General features: G+C 67.1%; 12 protein-coding genes. 10 read left to right on the top strand and 2 right to left on the bottom strand.

Going from position 1 to position 16,877, the window contains the following annotated elements:
- Genes L1787_RS25260 through L1787_RS25280 form a run of 5 tightly spaced genes read left to right on the top strand, consistent with a single transcriptional unit; the run spans nucleotide 1 to nucleotide 3,961 of the window.
- The gene (locus tag L1787_RS25260) at nucleotides 1–966 is read left to right on the top strand and encodes a branched-chain amino acid ABC transporter permease (protein WP_235711863.1); all 966 of its coding nucleotides are present in this window, start codon (nucleotides 1–3) and stop codon (nucleotides 964–966) included.
- Nucleotides 959–1,999, top strand: coding sequence for a branched-chain amino acid ABC transporter permease (locus tag L1787_RS25265; protein ID WP_235711864.1), 1,041 nt, complete (start codon nucleotides 959–961; stop codon nucleotides 1,997–1,999). The genes L1787_RS25260 and L1787_RS25265 overlap by 8 nt, the downstream gene beginning before the upstream one ends.
- The gene (locus tag L1787_RS25270) at nucleotides 1,996–2,751 is read left to right on the top strand and encodes an ABC transporter ATP-binding protein (protein WP_235711865.1); all 756 of its coding nucleotides are present in this window, start codon (nucleotides 1,996–1,998) and stop codon (nucleotides 2,749–2,751) included. Before L1787_RS25265 ends, L1787_RS25270 begins: the two co-directional genes overlap by 4 nt.
- Nucleotides 2,748–3,452: an ABC transporter ATP-binding protein gene (locus tag L1787_RS25275; protein ID WP_235711866.1), complete on the top strand. Its 705-nt coding sequence runs from the start codon at nucleotides 2,748–2,750 to the stop codon at nucleotides 3,450–3,452. Before L1787_RS25270 ends, L1787_RS25275 begins: the two co-directional genes overlap by 4 nt.
- Nucleotides 3,449–3,961: an L-2-amino-thiazoline-4-carboxylic acid hydrolase gene (locus L1787_RS25280; RefSeq protein WP_235711867.1), complete on the top strand. Its 513-nt coding sequence runs from the start codon at nucleotides 3,449–3,451 to the stop codon at nucleotides 3,959–3,961. The genes L1787_RS25275 and L1787_RS25280 overlap by 4 nt, the downstream gene beginning before the upstream one ends.
- A 93-nt stretch (nucleotides 3,962–4,054) precedes the next feature.
- On the opposite strand, the gene L1787_RS25285 is transcribed toward L1787_RS25280, so the two are convergent.
- Nucleotides 4,055–6,796 (bottom strand): cellulase family glycosylhydrolase, encoded by a 2,742-nt coding sequence (locus tag L1787_RS25285; protein WP_235711868.1) that lies wholly within the window; start codon nucleotides 6,794–6,796, stop codon nucleotides 4,055–4,057.
- Nucleotides 6,797–7,518: 722 nt separating this feature from the next.
- Here L1787_RS25285 and L1787_RS25290 point away from each other — a divergent pair.
- Entirely contained in the window at nucleotides 7,519–8,712 is a 1,194-nt protein-coding gene (locus tag L1787_RS25290) for a glycosyltransferase family 4 protein (protein WP_235711869.1), read from the top strand.
- Nucleotides 8,713–10,676: 1,964 nt separating this feature from the next.
- On the opposite strand, the gene L1787_RS25295 is transcribed toward L1787_RS25290, so the two are convergent.
- Nucleotides 10,677–11,606, bottom strand: coding sequence for a LysR family transcriptional regulator (locus L1787_RS25295; RefSeq protein WP_235711870.1), 930 nt, complete (start codon nucleotides 11,604–11,606; stop codon nucleotides 10,677–10,679).
- Between the two features lie 98 nt (nucleotides 11,607–11,704).
- Between L1787_RS25295 and L1787_RS25300 the strand changes: the two genes are divergently transcribed.
- The 4 genes from L1787_RS25300 (at nucleotide 11,705) to L1787_RS25315 (ending at nucleotide 16,876) form a co-directional block, all read left to right on the top strand.
- Nucleotides 11,705–13,921: a xanthine dehydrogenase family protein molybdopterin-binding subunit gene (locus tag L1787_RS25300; protein ID WP_235711871.1), complete on the top strand. Its 2,217-nt coding sequence runs from the start codon at nucleotides 11,705–11,707 to the stop codon at nucleotides 13,919–13,921.
- 67 nt (nucleotides 13,922–13,988) lie between these two features.
- Entirely contained in the window at nucleotides 13,989–14,537 is a 549-nt protein-coding gene (locus L1787_RS25305; protein ID WP_235711872.1) for a 3-hydroxyanthranilate 3,4-dioxygenase, read from the top strand.
- 112 nt (nucleotides 14,538–14,649) lie between these two features.
- Complete coding sequence (locus L1787_RS25310) at nucleotides 14,650–15,822, top strand: ABC transporter substrate-binding protein (protein WP_235711873.1); 1,173 nt, start codon at nucleotides 14,650–14,652, stop codon at nucleotides 15,820–15,822.
- A gap of 139 nt (nucleotides 15,823–15,961) precedes the next feature.
- A complete protein-coding gene (locus L1787_RS25315) occupies nucleotides 15,962–16,876 on the top strand; it encodes a branched-chain amino acid ABC transporter permease (protein ID WP_235711874.1) in 915 nt (304 codons plus the stop codon).
- Nucleotide 16,877: the final 1 nt, after the last annotated feature.

Below are 16,877 nucleotides of genomic sequence, written 5' to 3' on the forward strand. Positions count from 1 at the left end.
GTGCCGCGCGCACCCGCCATCCCACCGGGCCCCTCACGCGAAAGCCAGGCGATGATCGACCCTTATTATCTGCAGCAGCTCGTCATCGGCCTGTCCCTTGGCATGACGTATGCGCTGATGGCGATCGGCTTCACGCTGATCTTCGGCGTTCTCAACGTGGTGAACTTCGCCCATGGCGAGGTCTACACGATCGGCGCCTTCGCCAGTCTCGTGCTCATCACGGCCGTCGCGCCGCCGTTCGTTGCGGTGGTGGTGTTCGCGCTCGCGATCGGCGCGCTCGCGGGATTCTCGCTGGAGCGCATCGCGTTCAAGCCGTTCCGCCGATTCACCGACGAGGCCTCGCTGAAATCGCGCGCCATGCGCGAGGCGACGCTTCTGTCCTCGCTCGCCGTCTCCATCATCGCCCGTGAGGCGATCGAGCTGCTCTTCGGCTCGCAGCAGCAGGCGGTGCCGTTCGAGTATCTGATCAACCAGCCGATCCACCTCGGCCCGGTGATCATCGTCACCGGCGATCTGATCATTTTCGGCATCTCCGCCCTGATGCTGATCGGCCTGCAATTCCTCCTCACCCGCACCCATGTCGGCCTGTCGATCCGCGCGGTCTCCAACAATCCGCTCGGCGCGCGTTATGTCGGCATCAACGTCGACCGCACGATTATCATGACCTTCGTCATCGGCGGTATGATGGGCGCGGCGGCGGGCATCCTCGTCGGCCTCTATTATGGCGTGATCTTCCCCGCCATGGGCTTCATTCCCGGCGTGAAGGCCTTCGTCGCGATGGTGATGGGCGGGCTCTCCTCGATCCCGGGCGCGGTGATCTGCGCGATCATTCTCGGCCTGTCGGAATCGGTCGCGGTGACGTTCATTTCGTCCGGCTGGGCCGACATGGTCGCCTACGGCTTCCTGATCGTCACGCTGATCTTCTTCCCGCAGGGGCTTTTCGGTGCGAGGCGCGAACGTGTCTGATCTCGCCAATCCGCCCACCGCGGCGCCGCCCAGCACCTTGCGCAATCTCGTGCTGCCGATCCTGATCGCGATCGTGATCTTCGCGGTCGTGCCCGCGGTCCTCACCTCGTTCGGCCGGGGCTATTTCTGGCAGATCGCGAACATCGCGCTGATCTTCGTCCTCCTCGCCGCCTCGCTTCACGTGGTGACGGGCGTCGCCGGGCTCCTCCATCTCGGTCACGCCGCCTTTTATGGTGTCGGCGCCTACACCGCGGGCCTTCTTGCGAGCGAGCAGGGGATGCCGTTCCTCGTGACGATCCCCGCGGCGGCGATCGTCACGGCGGCGATCGCCTTCCTCGTCGCTTTGCCGACGATGCGGCTGGTGTCGATCTATTTCGCGGTCGCGACGCTCGCGATCGGGCAGATGATCTATCTCGTCCTCCTCAACTGGGTGAGCTTCACCCACGGGCCGAACGGCGTTCTCATCTTCTCCGGCCTCGAGGTGTTCGGCATCGACCTCTCGTCGCCGATCGCGACCTATTTCCTCGTCGCGGTGATCGTGTCGGCCTCGATCGTCCTCATCCACCGGATCAGCCACTCCTATTACGGCAACGCGCTACGCAGCCTCAGGGAGGACGATCAGTGCGCCGATGCGATGGGCGTGCGCACCGCGCGGCTCAAGATGGAGGCGTTCGTGATCTCCGCAGCCTTCGCGGGGATCGCCGGCGCGCTCTGGGCGCACACCACGGGCTATATCTCGCCGAGCGATTTCGACTTTGCCGAATCGATCCTCATCCTCGCGATGGTGGTGGTCGGCGGGCTCGGCTCGCTGCCAGGCGCGGTGATCGGTGCGCTCCTCCTCATCCTTCTGCCGGAGGTGCTGCGTGATGTCGGCGACGTGCGCAACATCATGGTCGGTATCGTCATGTTCCTGTCGATCCTCCTTCTCCCGAAGGGCCTGTTCGGCGAGGTCTCGGCACTGTCGATGATCCGGCGCCAATTCGGCGACGCCTGGCGGCGCGACGAGAACGGCAAGGGGATCGGCTGGCGATGAGCGATTTCCTGACGATCCAGAACGCGACGCGCCGCTTCGGCGGCCTCGTCGCGGTGGACGATGTGACGACGCGCGTCGACCACGGCCAGCTCGTCGGCCTCATCGGGCCGAACGGGGCGGGCAAGACGACGCTCTTCAACCTCATTTCCGGGTTCACGCCGCTGTCCTCCGGTGACGTGCACTTCAAGGGGACGCGGCTCAACGGCATGAAGCCGAACCGCATCGCCCGTCTCGGCATCGGCCGCACCTTCCAGAATCTGCGCGTGTTTCCGAACATGACGGTGTTCGACAATGTCTCGGTCGGCGCCTTCGGCACGCACCCGCAATCGGCGCTCGACGCGCTGCGGTCGGGCTCCAAGCGGGCGGAGACGATCTCCGAGCGGGTCTGGCAGGCGCTGGAGCGCACCGAGCTCGCCTATGTCGCGACCGACCTTGCGGCGAACCTGTCCTATGGCAAGCGCAAATATCTCGAGATCGCGCGGGCGCTCGCGATGCAGCCGGACTTCCTCATCCTCGACGAGCCGGCCGCGGGCCTCAACGATTCGGAGACGCTGGAGCTTGCGAACTTCATCCGCTCGCTTCACGCGGACGGGCTCACCATCATGCTGGTGGAGCACGATATGGGCCTCGTGATGAGCGTGTGCGAACGCATCGTCGTGCTCGCGTCCGGCAAGAAGATCGCCGATGCGGATCCCGACACCGTGCGGGCCGATCCCGCCGTCCTCGAGGCCTATCTGGGGACCGACGAATGAGCCTGGCCGAGATCAAGAATCTGTCGGTGAAGATGGGGATCCAGGAGATCCTCCACGGCGTCAGCCTCGACGTGCCGAAGGGCTCGATCGTTGCCGTGCTCGGCGCCAACGGTGTCGGCAAGACGACATTGATGCGCGCCATCTCCGGCGTCTATCGCGTCACCTCGGGTGAGATCCTCATCGAGGGCCAGCCGATCACCAACATGGCGAGCCACAAGATCGTGGAGCGCGGCGTCTGTCAGGCGCCGGAGGGGCGGCAGATCTTCTCCAACATGTCGGTGCGGGAAAATCTCGTGCTGGGCGGTGGCTCGCACGGGCTCGCCGAGCTCGACAAGGTGCTCGCGCTCTTCCCCCTTCTGAAGGAGCGGATGGGGCAGGGGGCGGGATCGCTCTCCGGTGGCGAGCAGCAGATGCTGTGCATCGCCCGCGCGCTGATGGCAAAGCCCAAGCTCCTCCTTCTCGACGAGCCGTCGCTCGGTCTCGCGCCGAAGCTCGTGGCGCTCATCTTCCAGCTCGTCGCGCGCATTCGCGAGGAGGGCGTCTCGATCCTCATCGTGGAGCAGAACGCCCGCGCAGCCCTCAAGGTCGCGGACCACGCGCACGTGATCGACGACGGACGTATCGTCTTGTCGGGTCCGTCGGCGGAGCTGCAGACGGATCCGCGTATCGTCGAAGCCTATCTCGGAGGACACGTCGCATGAGCGAGACGACACGAACCGAAGAGGATGCCGCGGCCGAGGCCATCGCCGCCCTTCCGATGCTCGCCCGTCGCCGCATCGAGGCGGAGATCATCCGCCCGGTCTATGAAGAGCTCGTCGAGCGGCTCGGCCGCGCCGAGGCCGATCAACTCCTGACCCGCGTCATCCGCAAGAGCGCGATTGCGCAAGGCGAGGCGATGGCTGAGGCGCAAGGCGGTGACAAGGGGATCGAAGGGTTCGCCGCCCTCCTGCCGCGCTGGACGGCCGGTGGCGCGCTCGAGATCGACGAGAAGGTGTCGACGCCGGACCATTTGGAGTTCGACGTCGTCCGGTGCCGCTATGCTGAGATGTATCGCGAGATGGGGCTCGGCCATATCGGCCACATCCTGTCCTGCAATCGCGACGGCACCTTCTGCGAAGGCTATGACGAGCGGATCGAGTTCCACCGCTCGCAGACCATCATGGGCGGCGCGAGCCACTGCGATTTCCGTTACCAGATGCGCAAAGGCTGACACGCGCGCCTGACGGAAAGGCCGCCCGGACGGCGGCCACGCGCGAGATGGGCGGCGGCGCCGCGGCGGCCGCCGTCTTATCGGATCATCCGTTCAAAGGATGATGTCGCCAAACTCGATCCCGGCGACCGAGCCGTCGGCGCGAAAACCCCAATCGGTCGAGCCGCCGGCGCCGACGAACGGATTATAGCCGACATTGCCGATCACGTATGTGTTGCCGGAATGGCTGAGGATCTGGGCGTTCCAGATGTTGGCGATCGACGCGTCCGTCGTGATCTCCAGTGACCAGCCATTGATGGCGCTGGCGCTGTCATTCACGATCGACGAGTCGATGACGAACCCGCCCGACCAGCTCTCACGCACGCCATATTCGGGATAGATGCCATCGCCGTTGAAATCGGGCCCTTCGCCCGTGGGCTGTGTGCCGTCGTCTTCATCTTCATCATTGTCGACGATCGTCACCGTCGCGCTGCCTGAACCGATGACGGCGTCGGAGGAGGTGAGGGCGAGCTCGATCGTCTCGTCGTCCTCCACGTCGGCATCGTCGGCGATTGTGATTGCGAGGGTGGCTTCTGTCTCGCCGGGCGCGAAGGTGAGCGTGCCGTCCGCGATCGTGAAGTCGGAGGCGTCCGCCGTGCCGCCGACCGCGGCGACTTCCACGATGACGGCCTCTGCCGACGGTGCGTCGAGCCTCACCGTCACTTCGGCGGTGCCGACATCCTCGCCGACGGTGAGGTCTTCGATCGAGGCGACGGGGACGGGTGGCGGCGCGCCCGCGTCGTCGTCGTGGATGGTGACGACCATCGACTGGTTGGCGAAGACGCCGCCGTCCTGGTCGGTGAGATCGATGCGGAAGGTCTTCTCGGCCGCCTCCTCGATGGTGTCGGCGAGGATGGTGACGGCGATCGTCTTCACCGTCTCGCCGGGGGCGAAGGTCACCTCACCGCTCGCCGCCTCGTAATCGAGGCCGGCGGTCGCCGTCTCGTCGGCGGTTTCCCAGGCGACGGTGACGGGCGCGCCGGCCGGCCCGGACAAGGCGACCTCGACTTCGATGGTCCAGGTCGGGTCCGGCTCGCCGGTGCCGGAGCCGGACAGGTCACCGCCGAGCGCGGGGGTGAGATAGTCCATCTTCGCGTCGATGACCGTCGACCAATCGCTCTCGACGATGCCGCCAGTGTCGCCGGAATTTGGGTTCCAGGACCAGAAGGTCCAGCTCAGTCCGTTCTCGACGAGATAGGGGATGAAGGTGTCGAACCAGGCGACGTCCTTCGGATCTTCGAGCTTGGAGCCGAACTCGCCGACGAGGACCGGCGCGATCCCTTCGTCGATGATGTAACCCCAGTTGGCGTCCCACACCCCCGGCAGGTTGTTCGGATAGTCGGGATCGGAGAACCAGGGCTGATTGTAGATCGAGTTCGGATAGGCGTGCGGGGAGTAGACGAGCTTGTCGGACTGATCGAGGCGGATCGGGAAATCGCCGACGCCGGTGAGATCGCCGCCCCACCAATAGGATCCGCCGATCCCCTCGACGAGCACGAGCACCTCGGGGTTGATCGCGTGGATGGCGTCGATCGCGTCCTCGGCGGCGAGGCGCCAGTCGGTCGCGGCGTTGCCGTCGCCCCAAGAGGCGGCGTGCGGCTCGTTCGAGAGGTCGAAGCCGACGACGGTCGGATTGTCCTGATAGCGTTCGGCGAGCATCTCCCAGTCGGCGACCCACTCTTCGTGCGTGTAGCCCTCGCCGTACCAAAGGCCGTTTGACGACGCGCCGTTTCCAGCCGCGTTGCGGTGATTGTCGAGGATGATGCGCAGGCCGATTTCGCCGGCATACGCGACGACGGCGTCGATGACCTCGAGCGCGGTCAGGCCTTCGAGCTCGGGATTGATCGCGTAGTTGATGTCGTTGGGCATCGCGCCGTCTTGGAGCGCGTCGTTGGAGAAGGGCAGACGGATCGTGTTGAAGCCGAGCTCGGCCATCTGATCCATCATGTCTTTGTAATTGCGCGTATAAAGCCCGTCCGGCCCCATCCGCACCGTCTCGCCGCCGAACCAGTTGACGCCCGTCAGCTTCACGACATTGCCGGCGCTGTCGACGATGTCGGTGCCCTGGGTCGAGAACCAGCCGGCCGCCGCGCCGACGACCGGGTCGCCCTCGTCGATCGCCAGGCTCTCACCGATCGAGATGGTGGGGGGCGGGGGGAGATCGTCACTGATGATGGTGACGCTCGCCTCGCCGTCCATGATCCGCGCGCCGTCGGCCGTGAGGATTGAGACGGTGAAGCTCTCCTCGTCCTCCACGTCCGCATCATCGGTGATCGGGATCGCGATGTCGGCGCTCGTCGCGCCGGCGGGGATGGTGAGGGTCGTCGACACGGCGGTGAAATCGCCCGCGCCGGCACTGCCGGCCGTTGTCTCGATCGTGAGGGTGACGGGCGTTTCGGAGGGAGAGTCGAGTTCGATGCGGACGGTGGCCTCGCCGGCATTCTCGGCGACGACAGTGTCGAGGATCGACACGCCCGGCAGCGGGTCGCCGCCGACTGGGTCACCGTTGACTTCGATGTCGGTGAACACGGCGTTGGGGCCGCTCGGATTGGCGATGAAGCCGAAGCGAGCTGTTTGCCCCGGATTAAGGGAGGCGTTCCAGGACAGATTTTCGATGACGTACGCGTCACCGACATGGGAAACGATTCGGGCGCCCCAGATCTGGGTAATATTGACCGGAGTGTTAAATGCAATCACCCAGCCCGTCTGGGTTGTGGTTCCGACATTTTCGAGGGTGAATTCACCTTGGAAACCAGCACTCCAACTGTTGATTTCCGCATAGGTTGCATCGATCATTCGCCCACTCCGTGCATTTCTTACGTGAGACTAGTGCAGAACGAAACGAACTTGCAATCGATTCATCGATCCGAATTGGGACGCGCCCGCGTGCTGCCATTTTTGTATAAATAAAATGCCAAAATTCTAGCTAATGTGGCTGAATTAAACTCACTGGATGTTGCAAGTGTCACATTAGGCAAGTGCTGAGCGTCTGCTGTTTGATCTAAACCTTAAATTACAAATTGGCAATAACTTGGTTGTTTTGGATCGAAGTATAGAACCAATGATTGAAATATCAATTATGGGTTGTAATTTTTCGGGGTTGTGTTAGGGGTGAATGGCGCGTGATGATGGCGCTGTCGAAGGCCCTCGCCACGCTGCCGGCACGGCAGAAATGCGGCCGAGGGCGATCGCTAAAATCGGCGCCCGGCGTCTTGGGGCGTGTGTGTTGTGGAAAGTGGTCGTCGCCTCGCATGTGTCATCCCGTTGTCAGGAACGGGGAGCATGGGAGCTGACTTTATAAGCAGCGCTTTCAGCCGGCGGCGCGCCGTGCCGATTGCGTCCAACGGGAAGAAGCGCCGGGCGTAAGCGCCGACCAAGCCGGTCGGTCGAGGATGCGTCATCGTGGGGTTCGTGCCGGTCTTTGAAGGCCGGATATGAACGTCCACCGGCGAACAGGGGCTTCGTGGGCTGGCGGTCGCGTCCGAAGCGCGTCGCGGCCCCAAACGCGGGATAGCACCATGTCGACCACTCGCCTCCGCATCCTCTGGGTCACCGATACCGAGAGCGCGCTCTTCCCCGCCGCGCGCGCTCTTTGCGCCGAGGCGCGCGTCGCTGGATGCGAAGCGCGCATCCTCCTTCAACGTCCGACTCAGGATGCGGCGGGCGGTGCCTGCGCCGTCCAGGTCGAGACGCTGCCGCCCGGCGCCAGCCGGAGCGACACCGCACAGCGCTTCCTCGCCTGGTTGCGCGACAATCCGCAGGATATCGTGGTTCTTGCCGGGGCTGACGCGCTGGCCGCCACCGTCAGCGCGATCCCGCCGCAGATCCGCGTCGTCTCGCTGGTCGCCGAGGATGCGCCTCGCGCCCTCGCGACCACGCTCGAAGCCGCCCCCCATCTCGACGGCATCATCGCGAGCTCGGAGCTCGTCGCCGCGCGTCTGCGCCGCCAGCTCACCGATCCCTCCCGCGTCTTCGTCGCCGAATACGGGATCGACTTTCCCCTTCCGCTCGACGTGTTGAAGCACAGCCCTCGGGCCGACGACGTGGTGTTCGTCGGCGGCGACAATGTGATGAAGGGCGCGCTCGACGTGATCGCTCTCTGGCCGCACCTTCTCCGCGGCGGCTTCCGCGGCCGGCTGATGTGGTTCGGCGACGTCGCGCCCCCGGTCCGGGCTCAGATCGCCGCGCTCGACGGCGCGGAGAGAATCACGCTGCGCGGCCGGGTCGACCGCGAGTCCCTCGTGAAGGTGGAGGGGGCTGCCAAAGTGCTCCTCGCCCCGGTCCGTTCGGGTGGTGCTGGTGTCGCCGCGCTCGAGGCCATGGGGATGGGCTGCCACGTCGCCGGCTGGGATCTCGAGACCGGATCGCGTGAGGTGACGCGCCGTATGGGCGGCGGCCAGTTCGCCCCTCCGGGCGACAACGCGGCCCTCGCCGCTGCCGTCCAGACGAGCCTTTCGGTCGACGAGGATACTCGCAACCAGCTCGCCTCGGAGGTGCGCGAGGTGTTCGGCGAACGCGCCGCCTGGGAACGCCACGCCGCCCATCTCGCGACGATCATGGAACAGCCCCACGCCGAGCGCCCGATGGCGGTCAACCGCACCAGCCTCCTCGGAGAGGCCGAGCGTTCCTTGCGCGCCATGCCGGCGAGCCTCGCCGCAGCCCTCCGCGCAATTTCCCGCCCCGCAGGCTCCGCCCGCGCCCCGGCCGACTAATTCGGGACTCAGACCTCGGCCATTCGGCCCGACCGTTCTGCCCGGCTTACGCCTCGGCCATCGGTCGGGCTCGCCACTCGGCCACTCGGTCCGGCTTGCGTTTCGGCCGTTCGGCCCGGCGTGCACCTCGGCCATTCAGCCCGGCTTGCGCCTCGGCCATTCAGCCCGGCTTGCGCCTCGGCCGTTCTGCCCGGCGTGCGCCTCGGCCGTTCTGCCCGGCGTGTGCCTCGGCCGTTCGTCCCGGCGTGCACCTCGGCCATTCAGCCCGGCGTGCGCCTCGGCCTTTCTGCCCGGTGTGCGCCTCGGCCATCGATCGGGCTCGCTACTCGGCGACTCGGTCCGGCTTGCACCTCGGCCATTCGGCCCGGTGCGCGCCTCGGCCGTTCGGACCGGCGTGCGCCTCGGCAGTCTGCCCGGTGTGCGCCTGGGCCATCGGTCGGGCTCGCCCACTCGGTCCGGCTTGCGCCTCGGCCATTCGGTCCGGTTGCGCTTCGGCTGTTTGGCCCGACTTGCACTTCGACCATTCGGCCCGGCTGACACCCCGGCCATTCGGCCGGCCTGTGTCTCGCACATTCGGCACAGTCCGCGCGCCGGGAGTTTCACTTGGCGTGCGCTTGGCCTGCTGGCCCGGGTTGTCCCTCGGCGGGCCGACCCGGTGCGTTTTTCGGCGGACTCGCCCGACGGGCTGCGCGGAATTCAACGATTCGGCGTTTCGCCAAATGAGTTGACCATTGCTCGTCCCGCTGAACCTTTCGCCCACCGTAGTCGACTGATGCCGCTCGCGCCTCGGCGCGCTCAACAGGCGCGGCGGCGGTGGCGATGCTCCGACTGGACTGGCCGCCTGTGGGGAACAATTCGACAAGGGGAAGGGCCGCGGACTTCCCGCTGGTGCTGTTCGACAATGCCGTCGGGCGCAAAGGGCTGCTCGTCATCGTTCATGCATTGCCGTGCTCCAGAACGTGTCTCCACGTGGAACGGGAGGATGGGTCGCTCGCTCTGGAAATGTCGGGGCCGGTGAAGTCGCGCGCGTTGAGACTTTGCGGCGCGACGAGCCGTTGCGGACGGGCTGCAGCCATTCATTCCCACTCATCGGACGTCCTTCTCGCGGTCCAACCCGCCCGCTCGTGCAACGTGATGAGTGCCAAACGCGCCGCCGTCCGCCCGGCTCCTCGGAGACGTCCCGCGTCGGCGTCTTGGACGTGTCCGCGCCGCCACGCATTCAGCACATCGGAGACATCGCACGCCGGCAAGTTGGATGTCCTGCGGCACCGTCCACCCGGCGCGCCGGAGATGCCACGCGCGGGCATCTTGAGGGGCCGTTGCCGTCCCCCCGGCGCGTCGGAGACGCCGCCCGGTACCGTGCGGCGCCGCGCCGTCGTTCACCCGGCCCGTCGGAGACGTCGCCAGCCGGTATCTCGAGGTGCCCGCGGCGCCGTTCACCCGGCCCGTCGGAGACGTCGCGAGCCGGCAACTTGAGGTGCCCGCGGCGCCGTTCACCCGGCCCGTCGGAGACGTCGCGAGCCGGCATCTTGAGGTGCCCGCGCCGCCGTTTACCCGGCGTGTCGGGGCCGCCGCGCGCCGGCATCCTGAGGGGCCGCGCCGCCGTCCGCCCAGCTCGTCGGAGGCGCCGCGCGCCTACATCTTGAGGGGCCGAGCCGCCATTCACTCAGCGCATCGGGGACGCTGCGCGCCCGCATCTTGAGGGTGCCCGTCGCGCCGTCCGCCTGCCGCGTTGGAGACGCCGCCGGTCGGCGAAGGGCCGCTACGCCGTCCACCCGGGTCCGCGGAGACGTCCCGCGGGGGCATCTTGGGGGCGCTCCGCCGTCCACCTGGGTCCTCGGAGACGTCCGCGTCGGCATCTTGGGGCCGCTCCACTGTCCACCCTGGTCCTCGGCGACGTCCTGCGCCGGCATCTTGGACCCGCTCCGCCGCCCACCCAGCCCCCTCGGAGGCGTCCCGCCCCATCATCCTGGAGCCGCCCGCGCCCCGGGGGAGGCGGTGCGGCGCAGCACCTCGCGCACGAGCTCGCCGAAGGCTTGCGCCGCGGGGCTGAGGATGCGGCCCTCGGCCGTGATCTGGACCACGTCGCGGCTGATCTCCGGGCGGATCAGCGCGCAATGTCCGACCGTTCGGGCATTTGCCGACAGGAGCGCGTAACGCGGCAGCACGGCGAGGCCGAGACCCGCCTCGACCATCGCGATGGCGGTCAGGATCTGGTGCACCTCGAAGGCGGGGCGGAATGGAAGGCCGGCCTCCTCGAAGCCGCGTTCGACGAGACGGCGAATGCCGCTTTCCTTGCGCAGCGTGATCAGCGGATAGGCGGCGAGCGCGGTCCAGTCGGTCGGTTGCTCCGCCGCGAGGGGAACGCCGGCCGGATGGAGGGCGACGAGATGGTCGCGCATGATATGCGCCGTCTGGATGCCGTCGGTCTGGGGAAAGGTGCCGATACCGAGATCGGCCTCGCCGCTGCGCACATGGGCGACGATCTGGTCGCTCCCGATATCGGCGACGTCGACGGTGAGGCCCGGCCGCTCACGCTGGAAGCGCTCGATCACCGCGGGCAGCACTGAGGCGGCGAGGAGCGGCGGCAGCGCGACCCGCACCCGCCCTCGCCGCAACAAAGCGAGATCGCGCACGCTCTCCATCGATCGCTCCAGATCGGCAAGGATGCGCGCGGCGTCGGCGCTGAATTCGTGCCCCGCCGCGGTCGGCTCCACCCGGCGCGTGGTGCGGCTGAAGAGGGGGACGCCGAGCTCGGCCTCGAGGTCTTTGATCGCCTGCGACAAGCTCGGCTGAGACACACCACAGCGCGCCGCGGCGCGGGTGAAATTCCCGGTCTCGATCACCGCCATGAAGGCCTGAAGCTGGCGGATGGTGAGGTTGCGCAAAGCCATTAATCGGGAATTCCGAATAATTTATACGTTAAACCCTGATTATCATATCAAAAACCTCTGCTCTACTTCTGCGCACGGTCATCGTGGAGGGAGCCTGGTTGGACGCGAAGACGTGGCGCGGATGGATCGGACGGCCGCTCACCCGGCGTGAGGATGATCGCCTCGTGCGCGGCAACGGGTGTTTCGTCGCCGACATCGTGCCGCCCGGCTGTCTCCATCTGGCATTCGTCCGCAGCCCCGTCGCGGGTGTGCTCTTCGATCTCGATCTGTCGGCGGCGCAGGCGATGGCGGAGATCGTCGCGATCTTCACCGCCGAGGATGTGCCGATCGCGGACCGTGCGGCGGTCAATGCGCTCCTGCCCGATTTCGAGGCCAATCCGGGCGCAATCCTCGCCGAGGGGCGCGCCGATCATGTCGGCCAGCCGCTCGCCGCGATCGTTGCCCGTACCCCGATGGCGGCGCGCGATGCGGCGGACGCGGTGCGCGTCGAGCCGGGCGCGCCCGTGCCGCCGCCTGGCGGCCGTGTCCATCATCTGTGGCGAAGGGGCGATGCGGATGCCGCCTTCGCTGCCGCCGTGCACCGCGTCGCCGCCCGTGTCGATCATGCCCTCGTCGCCCCCGCGCCGCTCGAGCCGCGCGCCGCGCTCGCCGAATGGCGCGACGGTCGCCTCATCGTCTCGTTGTCGACGCAGACGCCCAACAGGTGCCGCGATGATATCGCCCGCGTCCTCGGATTGCCGCGTGAGGCGGTCCGCGTCGTGGCGCCCGATGTCGGCGGCGCGTTCGGTGGCAAGGCGTCGATCTTCCCGGAGGATCTGATGGTCGCGGCCGCCGCCCGCGCCCTCGAAGCGCCGGTGCGCTGGGTCGCCGAACGCGGCGAGGATATGATGGCGGCGACCCTCGGGCGCGGCGGCAGGACGTCCGCTGAGATGGCGCTCGATGCCGACGGCCGGATCCTCGCCCTCCGCGCCTCGCTCGATTTCCCCCTCGGCGCGCGCACGCCCTATAGCGCCCTTGCGCCGGGGCGGAATGCCGCGCGCGTCCTTCCCGGCCCCTACCTGGTCCCGACGGTGCATATCGCCCTCGACGGGGCGGGCGCGAACACGGCGCCCGTCGGGATCTATCGCGGCGCCGGACGGCCGGAGGCCGCCCTCTTGATGGAGCGGCTGATGGACAAGGCGGCGCGGCAATCGGGGCTCGATCCGTTCGAAATTCGCCGGCGCAATCTCATCCCATCGTCGGCCTTTCCCCATGCGACCGCGACGGGCGAGACCTATGACAGCGCCGATCTCGAGGGCCTTCTGGCCGAGGCGGAGAGGGCGGCCGCCGCGCGCGATCTCACCGCCCGCCGCGATCGGCTCGCCGCGCAAGGGTTGGCCGCGGGGGTCGGCCTCTGCCTCTATATCGAGCCGTGCGGGGCGGGATGGGAGACGGCGAGCCTCGCTCTCACGCGCAAAGGACGGTTTCGCGCCGCGACGGGGTCGAGCACACAGGGGCAGGGGCGTGAGACGATGATGGCCCAGATCATCGCCGACGCGCTCACCATTGCGCCGGACCGGATCGATGTGGTGAGCGGCGACACCGACCATGTGGCCGACGGTATCGGCGCGCTCGCCAGCCGGTCGACGGCGATCGGCGGCAGCGCCATGTGGCGGGCGGCCGAGGCGATGGGCGCCGCGATCAAGGACGCCGCCGCGCCGCTGATGCAATGCGCGCCGGAGGCGGTGTCTTTCTCTGAGGCGGGTGTTTCGGCAGCCGGCGGGGCGGCGCTCTCTTGGTCGGGGTTCGCGGCGATGCTCGGCGGGGAGGGGGACGGGCTCACCGTCACGGAGCGGTTTACGACGCCGGGGGAGACCTGGGCAAGCGGGGCCGCCCTCGCGCTCGTCGCGATCGACCCGGACACGGGCGCACCGTCCGTCGAAGACCTCGTCTGGATCGACGATGCGGGGCGGATCGTGAACCCGCTCCTCGCCGAGGGGCAGCTCGTCGGCGGGATGGCCCAGGCGATCGGCACGCTCTTCATGGAGCGGATCGTCTACGACGAAGACGGCCAGCTCCTCACCGGCTCTTTCATGGACTACGCGATGCCGCGCGCGGACGACGTGCCGGCGCTCACCATCGCAAAACGCGAGACATGGGCGACGACCAATCCGCTCGGCGCGAAGGGGGTCGGCGAGGCCGGTTGCATCGCGATTCCGCCCGCGATCCTCAACGCGGTCCACGACGCGATCGGCGGCGAGGCCGATCTTTCGCTTCCGCTCACCAACGAAACATTGTGGCGCGCGCTCCGCACTGTGGAGACACGTGCACGATGACCACCAACCTCACTGGACGCGATGCCGTTCTTCGCGCCAGTCTCGGTGACAACAGGAGGAGGAGACCATGAAGACCGGCCGACTGAATGCGTTCAACTTCAAGGCGTGGATCGACGAGCACGCCCATCTGCTGAAACCCCCCGTCGGCAATCAGCAGGTCTGGGAGGACGCCGACATGATGGTGACGGTCGTCGGCGGCCCGAACTCGCGCACCGACTATCATGACGATCCGGTCGAGGAGTTCTTCTATCAGCTGAAGGGCGACATGGTGCTCAAGGTCGTGGATGACGGCGAATTCTACGACGTGCCGATCCGCGAGGGGGAGATCTTCCTGTTGCCGCCGCACGTGCGTCATTCGCCGCAGCGGCCGCAGGAGGGGTCGATCGGTCTCGTGATCGAGCCGAAGCGGCAGCCCGATCAGCTCGACGCCTTCGAATGGTATTGCTTCGAGTGCAACGGCCTCGTCCATCGCGTCGAGGTCTCGCTGAAGAGCATCGTGCGGGATCTGCCCCCCCTCTACAAAGCCTTTTACGACGACGAGGAGGCGCGCACCTGCCCCGAATGTGGCACGATCCATCCCGGCAAGACAGCGCCGGCGGGATGGGTCGACCTGTGACGTCGGATCGTCCCGGCAAGGGCCGCTGCCCTTTCCGGGGCGCCGCACGCGTCATGCACGCACTGACGGTTATGCACCGAACGAAATCGAAAACGCAGCAAGGGACGCATCGATGAACGCTAGATCACTTCTTCTCGCGGGGCTTCTCGCCTCCGCCTGCGCCATTCCGGGCGCGCAGGCGCAGGATCCGGTCAAGATCGGCATGGTGACGACCCTGTCCGGTCCGGCGGGCTATCTCGGTCAGGACGTGCGCGACGGCTTCAACCTCGCGGTCGAGCTCGGCGAGGGCAAGCTCGGCGGCGTTCCCGTCGAGGTCGTCGTCGAGGACGACAACCGCAACCCCGGCCAGGCGCGCCAGATCGCCGAAGGCATGGTCTTCGATGAAGACATCAAGATCATGACCGGCATCATCTTCTCCAACATCCTGAACGCCGTCGCGCCGGACGTTCTCGATGCCGATGCGTTCTATATCAGCCCCAACGCCGCGCCTTCGAACCTTGCCGGCGCGGAATGCGACCAGAACTTCTTCTCCGTCGCCTGGCAGAACGATGCGCTGCACGAGGCGGCCGGCTTCGTCGCCGAGAACGAGGGTTACGGCTCCGCCTTCCTGCTCGCCGCCAATTATCAGGCCGGCAAGGACGCGCTGACCGGCTTCAAGCGCCGCTTCTCCGGCGAGGTCGTCGGCGAGATCTACACGCCGATCGAGCAGAACGAGTTCTCCGCCGAACTCGCCCAGATCCGGGCGGCGAATCCGGAAGTCGTCTACCAGTTCTTCCCCGGCGGCGCGGGCATCGCCTTCCTGCGTCAGTATCAGCAGGCCGGCCTTCTCGGCGAGATCCCGCTGGTCCTCGGCGAGCCGACGGGCGATGCCGTGATCCTCAACGCCGTGGGCGATGCCGCGCTCGGCCTGCGCGTCGGCTCCCACTGGAACGAGGATTTCGACAACGAAGCGAGCCAGACCTTCGTCGCCGCCTGGAGGGAGAGATATGGCGACCGCCCGATCACCACGTATGCGAGCCAGGGCTACGACACGGCGCATGTGATCGGCGCCGGTCTTGCGGCCAATGGCGGCGATATGGACGATGCGGACACGTTCCGCGAGGGCGTTCGGAGCGCCGATTTCGAGAGCGTCCGCGGCGACTTCGCCTTCGACAAGAACCACCAGCCGATCCAGAACTGGTACGCGATGACGGTGGTCGAGGGCGAAAATGGTCCGAAATTGCGGACCGACGGGATCGTCGCCGAGCATGTCAGCGACGTCTATGTCGACGAGTGCAAGATGTAACATGACGACGGGTGCGGGGCGGCGTCCGGCCGCTCCGCACGTCGTGGCGGGATGTGGCGTCCTCCGCGCGGCGGACGGCCTCCCGCGGGCTTCGGACGGGGCGAGCAGCTAGACTGCTCAGGACAAAAGATCGGACGCCGTGCTCCTCATCTTCGAACAGATTCTGAACGGTGTGCAGTATGGCGTCATGCTGTTCCTGCTCGCGGCCGGCCTCACCCTGATCTTCGGGATCATGCAGGTGATCAACCTCGCCCACGGCTCGCTCTACATGGTGGGCGCCTATGCCGGGACGTGGTTCGCGCAGGAGACCGGCTCCTTCTGGCTCGGCCTGCCGGCCGGCCTCCTCGCCGCTGCGCTGACCGGAGTCCTCATCGAGGTGATTGTCGTCCGCCGCCTCTATGACCGGGACCACCTCGAACAGGTGCTCGCGACCTTCGCGCTGATTTTGATCTTCAACCAGCTCGTCATCATGATCTTCGGCCGCCAGCCTTTCTTCGTCGCGATGCCGGAGGGGCTGCAGGAATCGATCCAGCTTCTGCCGGGCCTTCAATATCCGCCCTATCGGCTCCTCATCATCGCCGCGGGCCTCGGCGTCGCGGTCGGGCTCTATTTCCTCATCACCAAGACGCGGATCGGAATGCTCGTGCGCGCCGGCGCCACCGATCGGGAGATGGTGCGCGCGCTCGGCGTCAATGTGCGCCTTCTCTATACGGTGATCTTCGGCTTCGGCGCGCTGCTCGCCGGGCTCGCGGGCTATCTCGCGGGGCCGATCTTCGCGGTGCAGGTCGGGATGGGCGAGCAGATCCTTCTCACCACCTTCGTCGTCGTGGTGATCGGCGGGGTGGGCTCGATCCGCGGCGCGTTCGTCGCCGGCCTCATTCTCGGCGTCCTCGATACGTGCCTGCGCGCCTTCCTGCCGGGCATCCTGCGGCTCGTGATGGCGGGGCCCGATGCCGATGCGCTCGGCGCGGGCATCGCCGCGATGGGCATCTATCTTCTGATGGCGATCGTCCTTCTCATCCGCCCCCAGGGCCTCTTTCCGGCGGCGCACTGAC

Origin of the sequence: Acuticoccus kalidii (assembly GCF_021556395.1) — a bacterium.
Lineage (GTDB): Bacteria > Pseudomonadota > Alphaproteobacteria > Rhizobiales > Amorphaceae > Acuticoccus > Acuticoccus kalidii.